The sequence below is a fragment of the Candidatus Methanoperedens nitratireducens genome, from assembly GCF_900196725.1.
Taxonomy (GTDB): Archaea; Halobacteriota; Methanosarcinia; order Methanosarcinales; family Methanoperedenaceae; genus Methanoperedens; species Methanoperedens nitroreducens_A.
Window position 1 is genome coordinate 15,273 of record NZ_FZMP01000090.1, and the last position, 16,669, is coordinate 31,941.

Consider the following 16,669-nt stretch of genomic DNA (forward strand, 5'->3'; position numbering starts at 1 on the left):
ATACCCCGTATTATAGTATCTTACAGTTACATATATACCTTTTAATGATAAAATAGGAAGTTATGAAGTCAAAATCACTTAAAGAATACTATGAAGAAAAAAGAGCGAATGGAGTTAAAGAGTCAAGCATCAATACTATTAAGTGGGTATTGGAGTCCCTGGATAGGATCAAACCGCTAGACAAGTGTAATGAAACCGATTTAAAGCGGATTATCACCAAGCTTGATGTAACAGAAAAAACGATGTGCCTTTATAAGATTTATCTAAAAAATTACTTCCGCTGGAGGGGAGAGCCTGAGAAAGTGGGATGGGTAAGAATAAAGAAAGTCAAAACACCAATACACGAAGATAGCCTGCTAACACCGGATGAAATTAAAAAACTGCTTGATGCCTGCCAGAGTCCCAGAGATTCTTCACTCATTGCTATTCTGTCTGAATCTGCATGCCGTATATCCGAAGCCCTGAACCTTAACATTGGCGATCTATCAAAGACTGATTATGGCTTTAAAATGAGAATAAGAGATGGTAAGACTGGTGCAAGGGATATAGCTCTCATAAGCTCGGTGCCTCACTTAACGCAGTGGTTGAACATGCATCCACTTAAAAATGATACAAATGCTCCGTTATTCGCAAGTCTTGGAACAAGGAATCATTATGAACGAATGGCTGGACATGCAGTAAGAAAAATTCTCAGAAGTATTAAGAAAAGAGCAGGGATTGAGAAAAGAGTGCATCCGCATTTGTTCAGGCATACTACCTTGACGAATCTGGCAGGTGATGGCATGCAGGAATCAATTTTAAGAAAGCTTGCAGGCTGGTCGGGTAGCTCGGACATGCCAGAGATTTACATTCACGTTGGAAATAAAGATGTTGAACAGGCACAATTAGCATTTCATGGCAAAGCTGTTGCCCAAAGACATCTTTCTCAGAGCCCATTAACTAAAGAGTGCCCGAACTGCCATAAAGAAATGCCTATTGAAGCTCAATATTGTGATAATTGCAGCAAGCACCAGGAATTAACTCCAGTGGTTAAGAGATTGCTTGAGGAAAATCTTGAAAACCAGAGAAGAATCACAGAGTTGGAACGGAAAGGCGATGAAATTCTCAAAATGGTACTGGCGCAGGGAAAGGAGGGTACTGTCAAGTCTTAGTTTGCTTGATGCATAGGAATTTATTGATTCATTCTTTGCCTATAATAGTTGTTTATGCGCTATTGTGAGGAAAACATAACTATGGAAATGGCTCTTTGGCTATATATTGGTACAATTCTACCATTCTATAAACACACAGCAATGAAAGCGTTAACAATCCCCGTAACGGAAAGTCTTAAGGCACCCCAGCGCCATAGGGAAAAATAGCAGGTATCCATAATACACATTCATTGAAAAATATTCTTTTTTAAAGATACCTGCACCCCTTTGTAAGGCAGCTCCAACCCACATCCAAAGCCTGCGGAATAAGAATGGAAAAGGGGAATTAAAAGATGACTGAAGAAGATATACACAACCATTTAAAGGCTTTGGAAAATACAGAGAAATATATTTCAAAACTACTTCCTGAGGATAGAGAAAACGTGAAGCGTTTTATTAAAGATGCATGGGCAAAGGGATATTCCAAGAGTTCTCATCATCAGTTAGAACCTGATATATAGGTTGCGTGAAAAGTCACATTTGTATGAAAACGTATATGGGATTATTTTCAGCCTGAAATTATGATAAAAGGAACTATGAACAATCTTCTCTACATCTACAATTTCTTTATTTTTTCGTATTTTTCTATAAATTCACTGTGATATTTAAGTGCTTTGGATTGTAGTTCATTATATGTCTTCACATAGACTTTATTTGTTTTACTGAGCGAATCGGCTTTTTCTCTGACAATAGCTTTATCTGCAATTCCACCACATACTATATAAGCCTCTATTTTTGTCGCAGAAAAGGTCGGGTCATTCCCGGTATGTTGCCTTATAAAAGAAACATACTCCAGCGCCTGGTCTAGATCTTTACTGTTTGCCATATGATTGGGTCTTTTTAATTCTATAATGAAAAAGGTATTAGCAAAATCAACGCAGAGAAAATCAAGTCTTTTATTTTCTTCAAGCTCTTCTTCCTCAACAAATTCTTCTTTCAGAAGCTTGGAATAAGTCACCTCATCCTTGAAGTTCATAATTCGCGGGTCCAGTAACCATGAGAATTCCTTCAGAAAATCGTGCATTACTGGAACTTCTTTAGCATTGGTTTTTATATAATTTTCAAATTTTTTTATGGCCTCAATTCTGACTATTGCCAGCCTGTATAATTCTTTAGCTTCAATAATGCCCCAGTCTTTGAATAATTTAATAAAATCTTCCTGACTCTCCTCATCATATTTTTCTATCTGCGCTGCAAATTCTTTAAACGATTCAAACTCAAATGAATCTTTAATATAGTTAACAAGCTCAGAGCTCTTATCCGTATCAAGTGCTTCGCTACTCAAAATTATATCAACCGTTTTTTTGGCTAATTTCTGATCATTTGCCGGTAAACTTTTAACCCAATCATTTATGTCAAGTCCTGTTTTTGATTTGATCTGATCTTCCTTGTTATCCCTTCTTTTTTTCCTCCAGTCCTGTGTCACAAATGATATTATTTTCTGAATATATTCCCTCAGTTTTTCTGTTTTTTCATTCTCCCAGTTCAATGATTCCCTATTAGTTGAAATAAGATCATCACCAGCGTCATCATCAATGAAATCAACATTTAACCAGCCTGTCAGGTAAGCATGTGCATAATCCGAGGCCCTGATCCCATAAAAATCATTATTATGTACAAGCTTTCCCCGCGCTACGAGATATATCCCCTTCATGGCTGCAGGAACTGGCTTTTTTGCAGTATAAATTTCGCCCACTACTTTTTCTTCATGGATATAAACGCCTTTTAAATTTTGATTTGGAAATTTCCAGCTGAACTCTATATCTATATTATTGAACCGCATTTCATTTTTTAAATCAATTTTTTTATTAATATCGTCGTTATATATTATTGAGACCTTAAAACTATCATCAAAAATCAGAAATCTTCTTGCCAGATCCGATACTATTGCTTCTATATCAAAATTAGACTTTCTTTTTAAATTCTTTAATTCTATAATTGTTCCGTTTTTTTCATCACATGCTTCAGCATCAATTAAATGATCAGGATAATACAGAGTACCCGAATTCTTTATCCGCGAAAGCGACATTCTGAATTGATTTTTAACCTTATCCCTGACTGTAGTAACAGAGACTTCCTCTGCAATTCCAAAAATTGATAATTTACCAATTCCCTTTCTGCCAATTACTTTGCGGTTCTTAAACGTTGTATCTTTACTTTCAGCGTATCTTCTGTTCCTTCCTATTTTTAAAAATTTTTCATTAATATCTTCAAGACTCATGCCATTTCCATTATCTCTTATAATTATATGCTTGGGAAGTGGGTCACTATCAGATAATTCGATAACAACTTCAGTTGCATCGGCATCCCAGCAATTTGCAACAAGCTCAGCCAGAACTGGAGATAACTTTGCATACATAGAAATACCAAGATGCTGAATTGTGTTCATATCGAACTGCATACATAATTTTTTTACACAGGATTCATTGCTCATTTTTATACCACATGTTCAGCTTATTTCTTCAATTTTTCTCTACATTTTGCTGCCGATCTCAAAGCCCAGACGGTGGGCTTCCTCCAGTATTCTCAATGCCTGAACGGCCTGCTTTCTGCTTGTTTCTCTTCCTCTTTTTGCCAGATTCCCCAAGGAAAATGACAGGCTTCTCTGCCATGGTTGAAGGTTCCCGGTCTCCTTTGCCCAGCGGGCAATCCTGAACCAAGTATCTGCCGGTACCTTCATAACCTCTGATATCTTCTTACGATCTTCATCATCAGAGCTATCTATTCCCCTGTCAATTTCAGTTCTTTCTCTTCCATCAATACTGATGAGTTCCTTTTCTAGTTCATCTGGCAGTTTTAAATTCAGAGCAAATAGGTCTTCCCAGCACTGCTCCTTTTTACACCATTCCGTTATATTTCTGCCGCCTGGAGGATTTGTAATATGTCTGTGAACTATCTCAGAGGCCTCTATGATAGTATCCATCAGAACAGGAGAAATAGACTGTTCTTTCCATATTCTGTCAAGATCAATTCGCTGGGATGTTTTATGGGATATCAGAGCAAGGGCATAGGTAACAATATTGGCACGATAACCACCATACTGCTGCTTTTGAACAAGTTTTTCTGCCTGTCTGAAAAGTATAGCCTTTGCCACCAGATGCTCATAATATTTCCTATCAGGCTGAAACTCTCCTCTTTCCTGAAGGAGAGCCATGAATTCGATGAAGTTTTTCTCTGCTCCCCTGCTCACTACATGCGGAAGCTGGTTCCAAGTGTTTTCAAATTTCGCCAGATCAGTTTTGGTAAATTTCTGTCTTGTCGGATTTATGGCTTCGAAGGCTTTCTTGCGGGCAAGGGTTCCCTCTCCCCCTTTCTCATCAAGATACTGTCCCCTTGCACGTTCATAGTACCACCGGGTCTGAAGCTGCATGCCCGGTGGAGCTGGTGCCCATACAGTCCTTGATAGTTCTTCTAACTTGATATGAAATGGATTGTTTGCTGAAAAATCAGCTGCGTTTACCTTATTCTGACTATTTGCATACAGAGATATTTTCGGAACAAAGGTATCTATCCTGCTCGCATCCTTCAAAACTGTCAGCTTAACCTGAACATATATATTCGAAACATCCGCTTTATCCTTTCTGTATGCATGGTAAATTGATGCGGTGGTCTGACCTCCGTTAACAATCTGGAAGTCTCTTGCCCATTTTATTCCATATATCCCGTTTGAAGAAATAATTTCAACTTTTTCTGCCGTTGCTGAAAGTCCATTATTATAGGCAAGAAACATATGGGGCTCGTCAATTATGGTCTTTCTGATTCCCTTATTGACATTTCCCCTGACCTGCAAGAAAGATCGGACATTTCTTTCCAGCAACCTTGGACCATATTTTCCATATAGTTCAACAAGCGTTTTCCCTGGAATAATAGCAAGGTATGTCACATAATCAGGGTTTGATTCGGTCATGGGCAAACAGGGTATGCAGCCTCCAAATTTGTTTTCAAAATCAACTTCTATTGCTTCTCTTTTTTTGCCTGAACTGTATAATCTGAAAAGTCTCTGTATGTCCCATACATGATGAGATATGCTCAAATTGTTTTCACTGATATCATCTATGGATTCTACTTTTACAATTCCATCTGTCAAAAGAAATAATCTGATATTTATGAGAGCATCCTTCAGTTCATGAATTCTATTTGCAAGATCGAAGACGGGGGATGCCTCCTCAAGATCCAGACGATAATTTCCAAAAGCTTTCCTAAGGAAATTGTAAACTCTTTTAAATGCTGCATCAACATCGCTCTTTGGAACTCTTGTTGGAGGAACCTCTCCGTAATAAATGGAAATAAAAAGATCTAGGCACTCTTCATTCTCGCTCACAGTGTAGCCATTTACTTTGATACCGCGTGGTTTATTGTAGTAATAACATACAATTGGATTGTCGATCTCGTCCGCTCCAGTTAAGTATTCCATCATAATTTCTGTAAACTGGTCTTCCCTGAAAGATTCATCATCTTCTACCTGAGATTGGCTGATTACATCCTGCTGAAATTTTTTAGCAAATTCATCAAGACCTGTATCAATATCCATCCTTTTTCTCCATTAAAAAAGTTTTAAATTCACTTTCGGTTATAACATAATGCACACATTCAGATACATTTATTGAATAATGCACATCACCCACACCATTCAACAGATCATGCTCAGTGATTCTGGGGAATCCCTTACGTATCCTGAATATGCTGGATGATCTTATCGTATAACCCATTTTATTGTGACTGTCTGAATGAGCGTTCAAATAACCTGCCTCAAACAGAGAATCTTCCATTTTCTGGCTGGCTACCGGTTCGACGGTAATAATTTTTCGGATATCTTCCACTATTTCATACAGTGTTTCGCCACTGCCACTGCTTTCCATGAGTGATAGATGTTGAAGGAAGAGGCCACCCAGACCTGTATCATCAAGCTGTTGCTCACTTACTATCTGTATTTTCTGGTGCTGTTTACTGATAGTTGTTTTTACCTCAACAGCACAGTCTGAGAGCTGAAAATCCTGAGCTTTTCTGAACGGCCCCTTCCAGGCGTCAACTGCCTTATTTATTCCGAGGATAGGTATCAGGTATCTTCGCATAAACCAGAGTTCTCCATATAGTCCCCTCCGAGCTTCATCACCGAGTCCATCATGACCATACCTGTCAAGAAATTGCTGCCATTTTACTAGCCTTTCAATGAAAGCTCTTATCACTGATTTTTCATTTTTTTGTATAGTAATATTGTCAATTACATCCTGCACAAGACTTGTAAAAATATCAGTGAATCTGGAATCGGTCAATATAAGTTCCAGAGTGGCATGTTCTTCGTCATCTTCAGGCAGCGATACAGTCCTGATTTCAAAACCTTTTGACCTTGGCAGATAATCAGAATCAGGAGTATTTGAACGAAACACTCTGAGGAGCAACATACGTCTGTTTGCAGGTTTCTCGTAACCGAGAGAGATATCACATGAAGAAAAAGGCTCTAATCTGCGTTTTAAAATACAGGTTTTGGTTTCAGATTCTGATTCTTTTTCCAGTGATTTCCAAGTTTCTTCAATCATGGCCACCAAATTCCTGCTCCCAGTAAACATTGTTTACTCTATACTTTATCTTCCTAGCACTGGAACTTTCAGGAAAACTGAAAGCAAATCCCATTACAGGTTTGCTGGTACCTGCAGGCTCAGGATCAAGAGGGTAGATAAGTAAAAGTCCATTTTCTGGGGATCGGACTCCCCTGATATAGCCACCACTTGGAATTTCAGGAGATTTCCCTGTTTTTTCTTTCATTTTTTCCTTTGCCCTGATTATCTGTTCTTCACTCAGATCAATCATTTCATCGGTTGGGCTTATAAGATGTCCTTTTGTCATCGAGTATTTTTCACATTTTTCATCTGCATTTGTACGCAAAACAAGCCCGACATTATGTCCGCCAATTCTATCTGTTTTCGCTTTTGGTTTTGTGTTTGAAATAAGAGCAACTGTCCATCGGTTCAATTCATTGTTTTCCATCTGTGCCTCTATATACTGTCTGAGAATTTCGGGATTTGCTTTCCTCGATTCGGGATGAACTATAATTCCGCGTAATAATTGAGTGATGACAGTACTGGGGATATCTCTCCAGATTTTACGGCCATTGTTTCCACTGCATGACCCTCTTTCACGGATAAATCCATCAACGACATTATAGTTGCTTTCAACAGTCGTCCTGTCGGTGTGGAAAACCACGGTCTCGATCAGATGCCCATCATAGGATAGCTCCATCTCGGTACCTGTTCTCATTTTGTTTACAGCAGTAATGAACAGTCCTTCAGGATGTGTTCTCACTCTGAGCCCGTAATCCTTCGGTGTACCACCCAGAGCAGCCATGTAATCAAAATCATTTCTGAGCTCTTCACTTGCAAGAGTAATATGCCTGTACCATGTCACAAGCTCTTCTGATGTGTACAATCGGCAGAGATCGATATAGCCAGGACGATAACCGAACCATCGCCCCATCTGCATGAGGGTATCGTACATCCGGGATGCCCTTAAATAATAACTTACTGTCAGTCCCTCAAGGGTCAATCCACGTGATAACTTATCCCCACCAATCACGATAACGCTTAATCCATTGGGATGATCCCTGTAATCCAGAACATCTCTGGCTGTTCCATTGATAATTTTCAACTGAATCTTATCTGCTGCCCTGTAGAGGCTCTGTTTCACATCATTCCAATCAATATCTTTTATCAGAGGATCAGAAATTTGTTCTTTCACTCTCCGGGTTGTTTCCAAGTAATCTTCCCGCCACAGGTCTTCAAGCTCAGCAATCAGCGGTTCTGATGTGTTCCCGTCACCATATTCAAGTCGCCGTCTGAGAAAAGTTAGCTCCTCGCTAATCAGGTCTGCCAGTTTTTTCTGTACATCTGTATATCTTGTAACATGCACAAGCATTGAATTGTGGTTTTTCTCCTGTCCCCTCACCATTCTGGTCGCGCATGATAGAATAAAAGCTCTTATGGCTCTTCTGAGCGAATTAGGAAGTCCTGGAGGAATATAATCCTTCCTGTGGTTATCTGGAATGAATGTTTTGAAATCATCAACAGGTCTTATTATTGGCAGTCCTTTTTCAGATTCGACCCCAGCATCATCTTCATAAATACCAAATACCTTTGCGGGCCCTATATAGTTCGATGGGGCAGGAAGATTGATAATAAAACTCTCTGGAAACAGGTCCTTTCCATGTCGATCTGTTTCCCCCTGAGGAAAAATAAAAATGTTGGCAAATGGAGTTGCTGTATAACCGACATAAGCAGTTTTTTCGAAACTATCCAGCAGTTGTCTGATCATGCCATTGATGGCTGTTACATCATAATCTTCCAGCATTTTTCCATTCTCATCCAGCGGAATTGGATTTGTATTGATTGAGGCATTATCTGCTTCGTCATCAATAACCAGAAGAGGTATGCCCTTCACAATTTTTTTCCCATTTTCAATATCCTTCTCTCCGCGCACACTCACCGCCCAGTTCAGTAGATTTGACAGAACCGATTTGTTCTTCTTGACAACAAGGAGGACAGGATCTCCACCTCCCGGAATCACACCAACCTGAATTGCGACCTTTTTGTTGAAATCACCATTATCAGCATTGCTTGTGAGTGAATGAACCGTGAGAAATTCTTCTCCTGTTAGACGTCCAACTCCGATGCGCAGGTTCTCCTGATTGAAGGCTCTGTTCAGTTGCGTATCGAAGCCTAAAAATTCCGCATCAAGCCTCAATTGCGTCTGACTCCTCAGACTCTTGTGCTGCCCGGCAAGAACAATTATGAGCTTATAACCGGCATCAACAGCCTTGCATATAAGACCCGTGTAATTCGCTGTTTTCCCTGATTGAACCTGTCCAACGACCATACCCCTTCGATCCCACTTTCCAAGTCTTTGGGGGTTCTCCAATCTTTCAAGTATCTGGTCGGTGAATTCTCCAAGCCTTATGACGGTTTTATCACTCCATCCTTTTTCCTCTTCAAGATATCGCTCGTAGCGTTTCCAGAACTTCCACTGTATCTGGCTTCTGCGATCCGGTAGCCAAGGTTTATGATCCTCCCGATAATCAAGAACCGTGCCTGTACCAATCCAGACGTTACACCTGCTCTCTATATCTTTGATAAGCATTTCCCAGTCTATGCTGCCAGTGGGGTTTTCTGAAGAGACCATATTCTGGACTATTTGAACTTTTTCACGAATGACTTCTCTGCTTATTTTCTGTTCACCCTTCAGCATGACCATTACAAGCTGTCTTGCTTTATCATAATCTATCATATTGTATCTCCTTTTTTAGATTCTATAAAACTCGCAACAAGTTCGGGATAATAATTAAACGGCTCCATCACAGCAAGCCTGTTATGAGCTTCTTGGACAGTCAGACCTGAAGCCAGAAGCGATTTATAAACTTCCGTCATGACTTCAATAAGTTCCTGCGATGGTAATTTATCAAAAGGTTTAATCTGTTTATCAGGATTCTCTGAATTATCCATTGCTATCAGAGGAACAGGAACTGTTTCTTCGATAAGTCGTATAAGTGCTGTTATTGCTGGATTATGTTCGTCAGAATTCTCCAGAACTTCTTTGATCAACGGGTGTTGCCTGTTTAGTGAATAAAAAATCTTCCCATGCCTTATCTTTTTTCCCATACATAAACAAAATTTGAAGCACTTGCTCTGGCTATTACTTTTCCCCTGTGGCGGTATACATCTGCTGCCCTTTCTCTGGTTAATCTTGCTATACGCTTTAAATCTTCTCGAAGAAATGTCGGTGGACGGGCTATGGATTTCCTTACATCGATCTCCCATTCACAATCCATAGAGTTGGGTATGTCAACTTGGATACGTGCGAGTTTATAATGTTCTTCTTTTTTGAAACCCAGTCCGAGCCAGCTTCCTGTCACTATTAATCTTTCATTTCTATAGACATAGAAACCCTGCTGGGCGTTCCAGCCTTTAGGTCCAGCTGCAGAGTTATGAGTTTCATCATCGATTTTTGAATGGTGTGGAAGAACATATGGGTTTATAAAAATTTTTCTGGTAATATCAAGGCTTTCTTCGTTGAGTAACTGAGTTGCTTTTATATTCTTCAGAAAAGGGTCCCAAGGCTCTACTGGCCTGTCATTAATCCATATTTTCAGTCTGCCACGCTCAAGAAATCTGTGAAAAACCATTGCAAGATGATACTTAACGCTATCAACGCGCTCAAGGAATAATTTGTGATCTCTCTTGCTGTCAACTTTTGTATTGATGACGATTCGGTCAATATTTTCCCACAGAACAGTTGTACCATGTTCCATCTTTTCAAGATCTGAAAAATAACTATCCATATTTTTTATTGTCATTTTAAGTAGACGCCATTCTCCCGTTTTAACAACCTGATCTATATCCCAGCAGCGGATGGCAATATTCTGTCCTGTAGATCTTGTTGCCACTGTGAGTTTTCTGCACTGCGAGAAAGAAGCGGTTTTCAGTCCCAGACCAAATCTGCCAAGGTCCTCCGGGTCTCTTTCCTCCAGAGGACTTCTGCTACCGGGTCGCATGGCTCGGACCAGCTCACTTTCGCTCATTCCACAGCCATCATCTTTCAGGGATAGTATTGAATTCTCACCATTCCAGTAAAATTTCAGCCAGATGTTTTTTGCTCCCGCCGAGATGCTATTGTCAATAAGGTCGGCAATAGAGGTCGGTAGATCATAACCAAAAGCACGAAGTGATTCTATCATTGCTCCTGCATCTGGCGCAGCGATATCAAAATCGCAGGCATCTGTGTTTTTTATTTCATTATCTTTTTCCATAAGAGATACCGTTACGGTTTAAGTTATCCACTTGGATTCCGATTAACCATTCTGACCATTGATCAGGCCACCTCGGTTTTGTAAAAACAGCAAATATCCCTCAAAGGACACAGATCATGTCTGGGATTTTTTGCAGTGCATACAAGTGCAGCAAAATCAATCATGGAGAGCGACAGTCTCCTCGGTTCCTCATATAGAACTATATCCTGCATAATTTTATAAAATTTTTTACTTCTCCTTGAGGAGTCGGTGATTTTTATTCCAAAAATACGACCAATCACTCTCACAGTATTTGTATCAAGAATGGGTTCTGGAAGATTGTATCCGAAGCAAAGTATTGCAGATGCTATGTAATGCCCGACGCCAGGAAGTTCCATAAGTTTCTTTTTTTCCAGAGGAAGTATTCCGTTGTATTTTTCCATCACCTCTTCTGCCAGCCTATATAGAAAATCCGATCGCCAGTAAAGGCCGAGTGAACGCATCTCCATCATAATTTTTTCAGAACCAGCTCTGACAATTGATTCAAAGTCCGGAAAATCTTCAATGAATTTCTCATAAACGGGTTTTACCTGATCAGCATTCGTTCTATGAAGCATGATTTCGGCAATCAGTATTTTATAAGGATCTCGTGTATTTCTCCATGGAAAATCTCTGAGGTTTTTACTGCCCCATTTCAGTATTCCGCTCCTGATATTCTCTACAATATTTCTATAGGTATTCTCATTCTGAATCTGATTGCATGATAGAGATCCCATTTAACCTCTTCAGAACATTTTTCTTATTTCCATGCTGATTGCCTCTGCCATAAGAGGAGGGACAGCATTTCCTATCTGGGCGTACCTAGATGTTCTTGGCCCTTCAAATTTATAATTATCTGGGAAGGATTGAATACGTGCTACCTCACGCACGGTAAGGGATCTTGCCTGATTAATATCAGGATGAATATAATAATGACCATCTTTCGAAATATGCGCCACAACTGTATGAGCGCAGGAGTGATCTCCAGCAACAACCTTGAATCTGTCCTCAAAAGATTCTTGGTTTTCATGCGTTTTTAACTTTTCAGGCAATTCAGAATATTTTATTCGTCTTTTTTCTTTCCCCCATATTTTTATTGTGTGTCTGTATATTTCACGGTCCTGTTCATTATGTTTTCTGGCATGATGTTGAATAAGAACATCTTTTTCATCTCTTATCCCTGATTCGATAAGATATTGTGAAGGTGGCTTTATATACTCCTGCACACCCTCGCTACCTTCGCCCGGATGCAGGGATGGTAGATCTTCAAGCAGATTCTCAACAAAAAAGCTGTGTTCGGCTCTGGTAAAGTCTGGATATTTATACCCATTCCCAGATATCCATCCCATGAGAATAACTCTTTTTCTTTTCTGCAAGACAAAAAAATCGGCTGCATCTAGTATTTTATTCTCTGTAACGTATCCCATTTTCTTAATGCTTTTAATCATATCATTGAATACAGTTCCATTCTTTGCTGTAAAGATACCTGGAACATTTTCAAATATAAAGAAATCAGGTTTGAATGCCTTTAAAAAAGATAAATAATGGTGATAAAGGTAATTCCGCGGGTCATTTATCATTCCGTCAGGGTCCCTTGATCGACCTACAAACGAATATGCCTGACATGGTGGACCGCCAATCATAACATCTATTTTTGGGACATCGTGATTTATCATTCGCTCCTGAATCTGTTCCACCAGTAATTTTTCCGTCTTTTTAGAGATCTCAATATTAAATATACTTGAAGAGATTTCATTTGAAAATTCTTCGGTATTCTCAAAAAGCTGATTTCTTGAAAGCTCTCCCTTCAGATACCCATAATACGTATCCAGCATATTATTATTTTTCAGGGCATGATAAAGAGCGCGAGTCTCCAGAGTTTTCGAGGCATATTTATCTTTTTCAATATGGGCTACGAATTTGAAGCCATTCCTGAAAAAGCCCTCTGACAGGCCTCCGGCTCCGGAAAACATATCCAGAACTGTTATTTCATTTTCATTTATCATATTATATGCAATATTTTCGACCCTGAAGAGTTTACTACTTTATATTTTTGTTGGAGTCTCTACCTTTACTTTAATTTATTGGATATATAACTTATCGAATATTTTAGAGTGATTTGGAAAATATGATAGAATATACAATTTATTATCCACATATTTGATATGTCTTTGGAGAGCGGCGTGAAAGTATTAAACAAAATATAACTCAGGTAAAGCGTTAACAATTCCCGTTACGGAAAGTCTTAAGACATCGTAAGGATTCAAAAAAGGCTATGCAAACTTCAACGGAGGCTCAAGGAGCATCCACCGGAGATCGAGCGGAAAAAAGGCGAAGAAATAACGGAGAAATTGCGAAGATTTTATCGAAAAAATCAAGAGGCATACCCCATGATTGACCGCATTTTTAACTTATTCGGAGGAAAGAAGACCCCAAGAAATACAGAAAACTCAGATGAACTTGTGGGGTTCATACCTTCATTTGAGGACATTGAGGACTTCAAAAAAGAACACAATCTGAACTGTCCTGCCAGGACAGTAAGCAGGTTGATCAAATACCTTGAATCCCGTCCTAACCAGAAATGGTATGTATTCAAGTCCCTGAAACGAAAACCCTATCTTATCAACGTGGGAGTGTATGAGGAATTCCCATCCATAGACACAGCCCTTGAATGGTCTGAAGTATATGGAGGAGGGAAATACTACGTAAAGCCCCTGTCCCTCGGAAAATGCAAGATCGGTTTTTACGAATTTGAGGGTGAAGACAAGTTTCCCGAAAGTGAAGACAGAGAAACAGGAATAACCAAAACAAACCCGTATCTGAAGAAGTTCAAACCGAGGAATCTAAAAGAAGCCATCCTGCTTCAGAAAATACAGGAGGGAGACGAAAAAGCCATCAGCAAAATAACAAATGAAGAAGAAGATGACAAGGATGCAGAAGGGGATATCAAGGCACTGTATGAGAGAGTGGGGATGCTCTCAGAACAGCTTCAGGAAAAAGAACAGGAATTAAAAGAAGCCCTCAAAAAAATAGAAGACCTGAAGGATGAAAGCCATAAAAAAGACCTTCAAATTCTTGAAGAACGCTTCATGGGAGGGGCAACGAAATCCACATGGGACGGACTTGCGAAAGTACTTGGTACGGATACTGGAAAAGAAATTGCAAAAGAAGGGATGGAAACCCTCAAAGAGATTGCCAAAGCCTCAAGAGGAGGCAAAGAAGATGAAAAAGATGAGGTTTTTAATGAGAGAAAAAGCCTTCCACCCGCAGAAAAAACAGCAAAGAACGACTGGAAGCCCCTTATTCTTTTATACAGGTTCATTGAGCGAAATGGAGACCCCAACGCTTACATAGAGACCATAAGCGTGCAATATCCATCTCATGCATTCAGCCAGTGGTTGATTACAATAGAATCAACCGAGCAGTTCTTAGAGAAATTCAAATCAGCACAAGAGAAGCTGCCCCTGCTTTACAGTGAGCAGGGAAGGGCATGGCTTGATGGGCTGTTTGAAGTCATCCGAGACCTGAACGCACAGAGCGAACAGGTAGCGAAGAAACAGGCTGAGGCGAAGTCGGCTGAGGCAGAGTCATTTGAACCTGTACCTGCACATGAATCTGTACATAAAGGTTTGAGTGAGACAGAACTTTTTGGAGAGAAAAAGGAGATTGAGACTAAGGAGACTGAGAGTGAATAACATGAATAAAGGCAAAGAAGGCAAAGATGTAAACGATTTGGCAAAAGAGTACCGGGAAAAATACAAAATAGCGGAGTCAGCCGTTCTCGACGCTGCAATTGAGCTATCACTTGCAGAGCAGGGAATAGACGTTACAAAAATCGCAAAGAGGGATTTTGATACCTTCCACAGGTCGAATATCGAAATTGAGGAGATAAAAGCGAAGGCGCAGGAAAAGATCAACAAGATTCAGCAAGAAGCCGGTCTTGGAATTCAGGGAGTACACCTTGAACTTGGGAAGCTCAATAACAAAATCAGAGAGTCGCAGGGATTAAAACTGCTACCATTAGTGGAGAATGTACAGATATATGAACCCGCAACTGATACGAATAGCCAATCGGATAGCCCAGGAGCATCCGAATCTGATTAGACCCCTTTTCAGGGGCATCAAGGAGCACCTGCCCTTCGGTATTGGAGATGGCAAGGTTAAGGACGTGGTAGCTGAGAATGTCCCGGAGTGGTTCTGGAACTCAGATCTTCATGATCTGAGAGAGTTCCTTGATGAAGTAATGCAAGATCCTAAAGCAGAGGAATGGTGGGCATTCAATAAAGAGGTTCTAAGGAAGGTGCTTTATGATGAGTAAGAAACCTGAGCTTGAGCCAGGAGATTCAGGTTCAGATGAACTGACCTCTGAGTATGATTCTGTACGTGGTTATTGGGTACGCTCCGAGGAAGGCGACATAATAAGACCAGGCGGGGAGCGTGGGTATTGGAGCAAAGAGCCTCCAAGACCTGAGTTCCGAGTAGAGAGGAAACGAATACTCCAATCGGAAAAGGTTTCAGAATGAGAAATTCAAAGAGACTAAAGGCAGTGCTTTGAATGGTCAATGAGCGCAAGCTGGTAAAGGGATTAGCTGTAGCAGCATCAGCCCTTGATTCCAAATGGGGCAGGGCATTTACCGGCATACTTGGAGTTGCAGATGCTATCCTGGAAGATTCTGAGGATAGCGAAGGCAGAAAAAGCGCAGTAAGCCCACAGGTCAGAGAAGTTCTAAGAAGGCTTGGCATAAAAGAAATGCCAAGACGAGACTGCCCTAAAAACTGGCTTCACAGGTTTATTAAAGACCCGTCTGGGATACATCTTGTAGTCGGCAGACAGAGAGCAGGTAAAACTGCCCTGTGTTTCTGGCTGGCTCAGGCGACAGCCAAGAAGCCGATCTATGCAATTACTCTGAGTCCTGATGTGCTGGAAGGTGTGGAAGTAATAGATGATATCATGGAAGTGCCCGATAATGGAGTAGTCGTAATCGATGATGCCCAGACCTTCTTTGATAGTATAAGGCAGGCGGATGATGACTACATGAAGCTGCGGCATCTCTCCAATATTATCGAGAAAAGAGGAGTCTGTGTTCTTTTCAACGTGCACAGCACTACTCTTTTGAATAAAACCCCTGTAGAATCGACAAAGACCCTGATATTCAAGGAACTTAATTATTTCGGAGCGGAGGCTGAGAGAGGCTTTGTTCAGAAATACGCATTCATTGCCGAGGCTCTAATAAAAGAAATCCCGATCACTCACAGAAAGGAGTACGCGGTTTTTTTGACCTTCCCTACGATTGTTTTGGAATTGCCAAAACCCCATTGCCGAAAGGCTGGAATCAGAAAATCAGCACGTCATGCCATCATACAGTCATAGATGCCGAATATAATGTTATCGATGAAGACGAACCCAACAACCCAAAGAAACCTAAACCCGAACCTGAACCCAATGGATCCAAAAAACCCAGAAGGAATCGGAGGCAGGAAGATGGCGATGAACAGTTCGAGGGTTGAGCATGAGCCGATCCGTTACCCTTTCAGACGAAGCGATTAGAAAACTCTTCAATAAGAAAAAAATCGTATCCGAGCGAACGGGAAGGGATGACCCATCAATTAGCGATATTATCTGCTATGTATGCCAGCACTGCAAAGAATAGAATTGGATGATTAATAG

The 16,669-nt window shown here is 40.3% G+C and carries 16 protein-coding genes; 8 read left to right on the forward strand and 8 right to left on the reverse strand.

The features are described 5' to 3' along the window. Positions 1-62 precede the first annotated feature (62 nt). Positions 63-1,151: a tyrosine-type recombinase/integrase gene (locus tag MNV_RS06870; protein WP_096204726.1), complete on the forward strand. Its 1,089-nt coding sequence runs from the start codon at positions 63-65 to the stop codon at positions 1,149-1,151. Between the two features lie 332 nt (positions 1,152-1,483). Further along, positions 1,484-1,651, forward strand: a complete 168-nt coding sequence (locus MNV_RS19450; RefSeq protein WP_179293846.1) for a hypothetical protein — start codon at positions 1,484-1,486, stop codon at positions 1,649-1,651. 95 nt (positions 1,652-1,746) lie between these two features. Here the strand turns inward: MNV_RS19450 and MNV_RS06875 are convergent, their stop codons facing one another. The 8 genes from MNV_RS06875 to MNV_RS06905 all read right to left on the reverse strand — a co-directional run bounded on the left by MNV_RS06875 (position 1,747) and on the right by MNV_RS06905 (position 13,007). Further along, the gene (locus tag MNV_RS06875) at positions 1,747-3,624 is read right to left on the reverse strand and encodes an ATP-binding protein (protein WP_096204728.1); all 1,878 of its coding nucleotides are present in this window, start codon (positions 3,622-3,624) and stop codon (positions 1,747-1,749) included. Between the two features lie 39 nt (positions 3,625-3,663). Further along, entirely contained in the window at positions 3,664-5,721 is a 2,058-nt protein-coding gene (locus tag MNV_RS06880; RefSeq protein ID WP_096204730.1) for an AIPR family protein, read from the reverse strand. Further along, a complete protein-coding gene (locus tag MNV_RS06885) occupies positions 5,711-6,727 on the reverse strand; it encodes a PD-(D/E)XK motif protein (protein WP_179293847.1) in 1,017 nt (338 codons plus the stop codon). The genes MNV_RS06880 and MNV_RS06885 overlap by 11 nt, the downstream gene beginning before the upstream one ends. After that, a complete protein-coding gene (locus MNV_RS06890) occupies positions 6,720-9,464 on the reverse strand; it encodes a Z1 domain-containing protein (RefSeq protein WP_096204733.1) in 2,745 nt (914 codons plus the stop codon). Before MNV_RS06890 ends, MNV_RS06885 begins: the two co-directional genes overlap by 8 nt. Then, positions 9,461-9,835 (reverse strand): hypothetical protein, encoded by a 375-nt coding sequence (locus MNV_RS20130; RefSeq protein ID WP_218837931.1) that lies wholly within the window; start codon positions 9,833-9,835, stop codon positions 9,461-9,463. The genes MNV_RS06890 and MNV_RS20130 overlap by 4 nt, the downstream gene beginning before the upstream one ends. Then, positions 9,820-10,983, reverse strand: coding sequence for an ATP-binding protein (locus tag MNV_RS06895; protein ID WP_218837932.1), 1,164 nt, complete (start codon positions 10,981-10,983; stop codon positions 9,820-9,822). The genes MNV_RS20130 and MNV_RS06895 overlap by 16 nt, the downstream gene beginning before the upstream one ends. 62 nt (positions 10,984-11,045) lie before the next feature. Further along, positions 11,046-11,738, reverse strand: coding sequence for an HhH-GPD family protein (locus MNV_RS06900; RefSeq protein WP_096204735.1), 693 nt, complete (start codon positions 11,736-11,738; stop codon positions 11,046-11,048). A gap of 9 nt (positions 11,739-11,747) precedes the next feature. After that, entirely contained in the window at positions 11,748-13,007 is a 1,260-nt protein-coding gene (locus tag MNV_RS06905; RefSeq protein ID WP_096204737.1) for a DNA cytosine methyltransferase, read from the reverse strand. Positions 13,008-13,391: 384 nt separating this feature from the next. Here MNV_RS06905 and MNV_RS06910 point away from each other — a divergent pair, with 384 nt between their 5' ends. The 6 genes from MNV_RS06910 to MNV_RS19455 all read left to right on the forward strand — a co-directional run bounded on the left by MNV_RS06910 (position 13,392) and on the right by MNV_RS19455 (position 16,652). Beyond that, complete coding sequence (locus tag MNV_RS06910) at positions 13,392-14,696, forward strand: hypothetical protein (RefSeq protein WP_096204739.1); 1,305 nt, start codon at positions 13,392-13,394, stop codon at positions 14,694-14,696. After that, the gene (locus MNV_RS06915; protein WP_143311676.1) at positions 14,689-15,105 is read left to right on the forward strand and encodes a hypothetical protein; all 417 of its coding nucleotides are present in this window, start codon (positions 14,689-14,691) and stop codon (positions 15,103-15,105) included. Before MNV_RS06910 ends, MNV_RS06915 begins: the two co-directional genes overlap by 8 nt. After that, positions 15,044-15,319 carry a hypothetical protein gene (locus MNV_RS18980; RefSeq protein ID WP_143311677.1) on the forward strand — a complete coding sequence of 92 codons (276 nt, stop codon included), beginning with the start codon at positions 15,044-15,046 and terminating at the stop codon, positions 15,317-15,319. Before MNV_RS06915 ends, MNV_RS18980 begins: the two co-directional genes overlap by 62 nt. Then, positions 15,309-15,524: a hypothetical protein gene (locus tag MNV_RS06920; RefSeq protein ID WP_143311678.1), complete on the forward strand. Its 216-nt coding sequence runs from the start codon at positions 15,309-15,311 to the stop codon at positions 15,522-15,524. The genes MNV_RS18980 and MNV_RS06920 overlap by 11 nt, the downstream gene beginning before the upstream one ends. Before the next feature lie 32 nt (positions 15,525-15,556). Next, positions 15,557-16,372: a hypothetical protein gene (locus MNV_RS06925; RefSeq protein ID WP_096204744.1), complete on the forward strand. Its 816-nt coding sequence runs from the start codon at positions 15,557-15,559 to the stop codon at positions 16,370-16,372. A 139-nt stretch (positions 16,373-16,511) separates the two neighbouring features. Then, positions 16,512-16,652: a hypothetical protein gene (locus MNV_RS19455; protein ID WP_179293848.1), complete on the forward strand. Its 141-nt coding sequence runs from the start codon at positions 16,512-16,514 to the stop codon at positions 16,650-16,652. The last annotated feature ends 17 nt before the right edge of the window (positions 16,653-16,669 follow it).

What these genes read in the sequence shown, in the direction of transcription:
- MNV_RS06870 (WP_096204726.1), top strand. Translation starts at nt 63, where the DNA reads ATGAAGTCAAAATCACTTAAAGAATACTATGAAGAAAAAAGAGCGAAT.
- MNV_RS19450 (WP_179293846.1), top strand. Translation starts at nt 1,484, where the DNA reads ATGACTGAAGAAGATATACACAACCATTTAAAGGCTTTGGAAAATACA.
- MNV_RS06875 (WP_096204728.1), bottom strand. Translation starts at nt 3,624, where the DNA reads ATGAGCAATGAATCCTGTGTAAAAAAATTATGTATGCAGTTCGATATG.
- MNV_RS06880 (WP_096204730.1), bottom strand. Translation starts at nt 5,721, where the DNA reads ATGGATATTGATACAGGTCTTGATGAATTTGCTAAAAAATTTCAGCAG.
- MNV_RS06885 (WP_179293847.1), bottom strand. Translation starts at nt 6,727, where the DNA reads ATGATTGAAGAAACTTGGAAATCACTGGAAAAAGAATCAGAATCTGAA.
- MNV_RS06890 (WP_096204733.1), bottom strand. Translation starts at nt 9,464, where the DNA reads ATGATAGATTATGATAAAGCAAGACAGCTTGTAATGGTCATGCTGAAG.
- MNV_RS20130 (WP_218837931.1), bottom strand. Translation starts at nt 9,835, where the DNA reads ATGGGAAAAAAGATAAGGCATGGGAAGATTTTTTATTCACTAAACAGG.
- MNV_RS06895 (WP_218837932.1), bottom strand. Translation starts at nt 10,983, where the DNA reads ATGGAAAAAGATAATGAAATAAAAAACACAGATGCCTGCGATTTTGAT.
- MNV_RS06900 (WP_096204735.1), bottom strand. Translation starts at nt 11,738, where the DNA reads ATGGGATCTCTATCATGCAATCAGATTCAGAATGAGAATACCTATAGA.
- MNV_RS06905 (WP_096204737.1), bottom strand. Translation starts at nt 13,007, where the DNA reads ATGATAAATGAAAATGAAATAACAGTTCTGGATATGTTTTCCGGAGCC.
- MNV_RS06910 (WP_096204739.1), top strand. Translation starts at nt 13,392, where the DNA reads ATGATTGACCGCATTTTTAACTTATTCGGAGGAAAGAAGACCCCAAGA.
- MNV_RS18980 (WP_143311677.1), top strand. Translation starts at nt 15,044, where the DNA reads ATGAACCCGCAACTGATACGAATAGCCAATCGGATAGCCCAGGAGCAT.
- MNV_RS06920 (WP_143311678.1), top strand. Translation starts at nt 15,309, where the DNA reads ATGATGAGTAAGAAACCTGAGCTTGAGCCAGGAGATTCAGGTTCAGAT.
- MNV_RS06925 (WP_096204744.1), top strand. Translation starts at nt 15,557, where the DNA reads ATGGTCAATGAGCGCAAGCTGGTAAAGGGATTAGCTGTAGCAGCATCA.
- MNV_RS19455 (WP_179293848.1), top strand. Translation starts at nt 16,512, where the DNA reads ATGAGCCGATCCGTTACCCTTTCAGACGAAGCGATTAGAAAACTCTTC.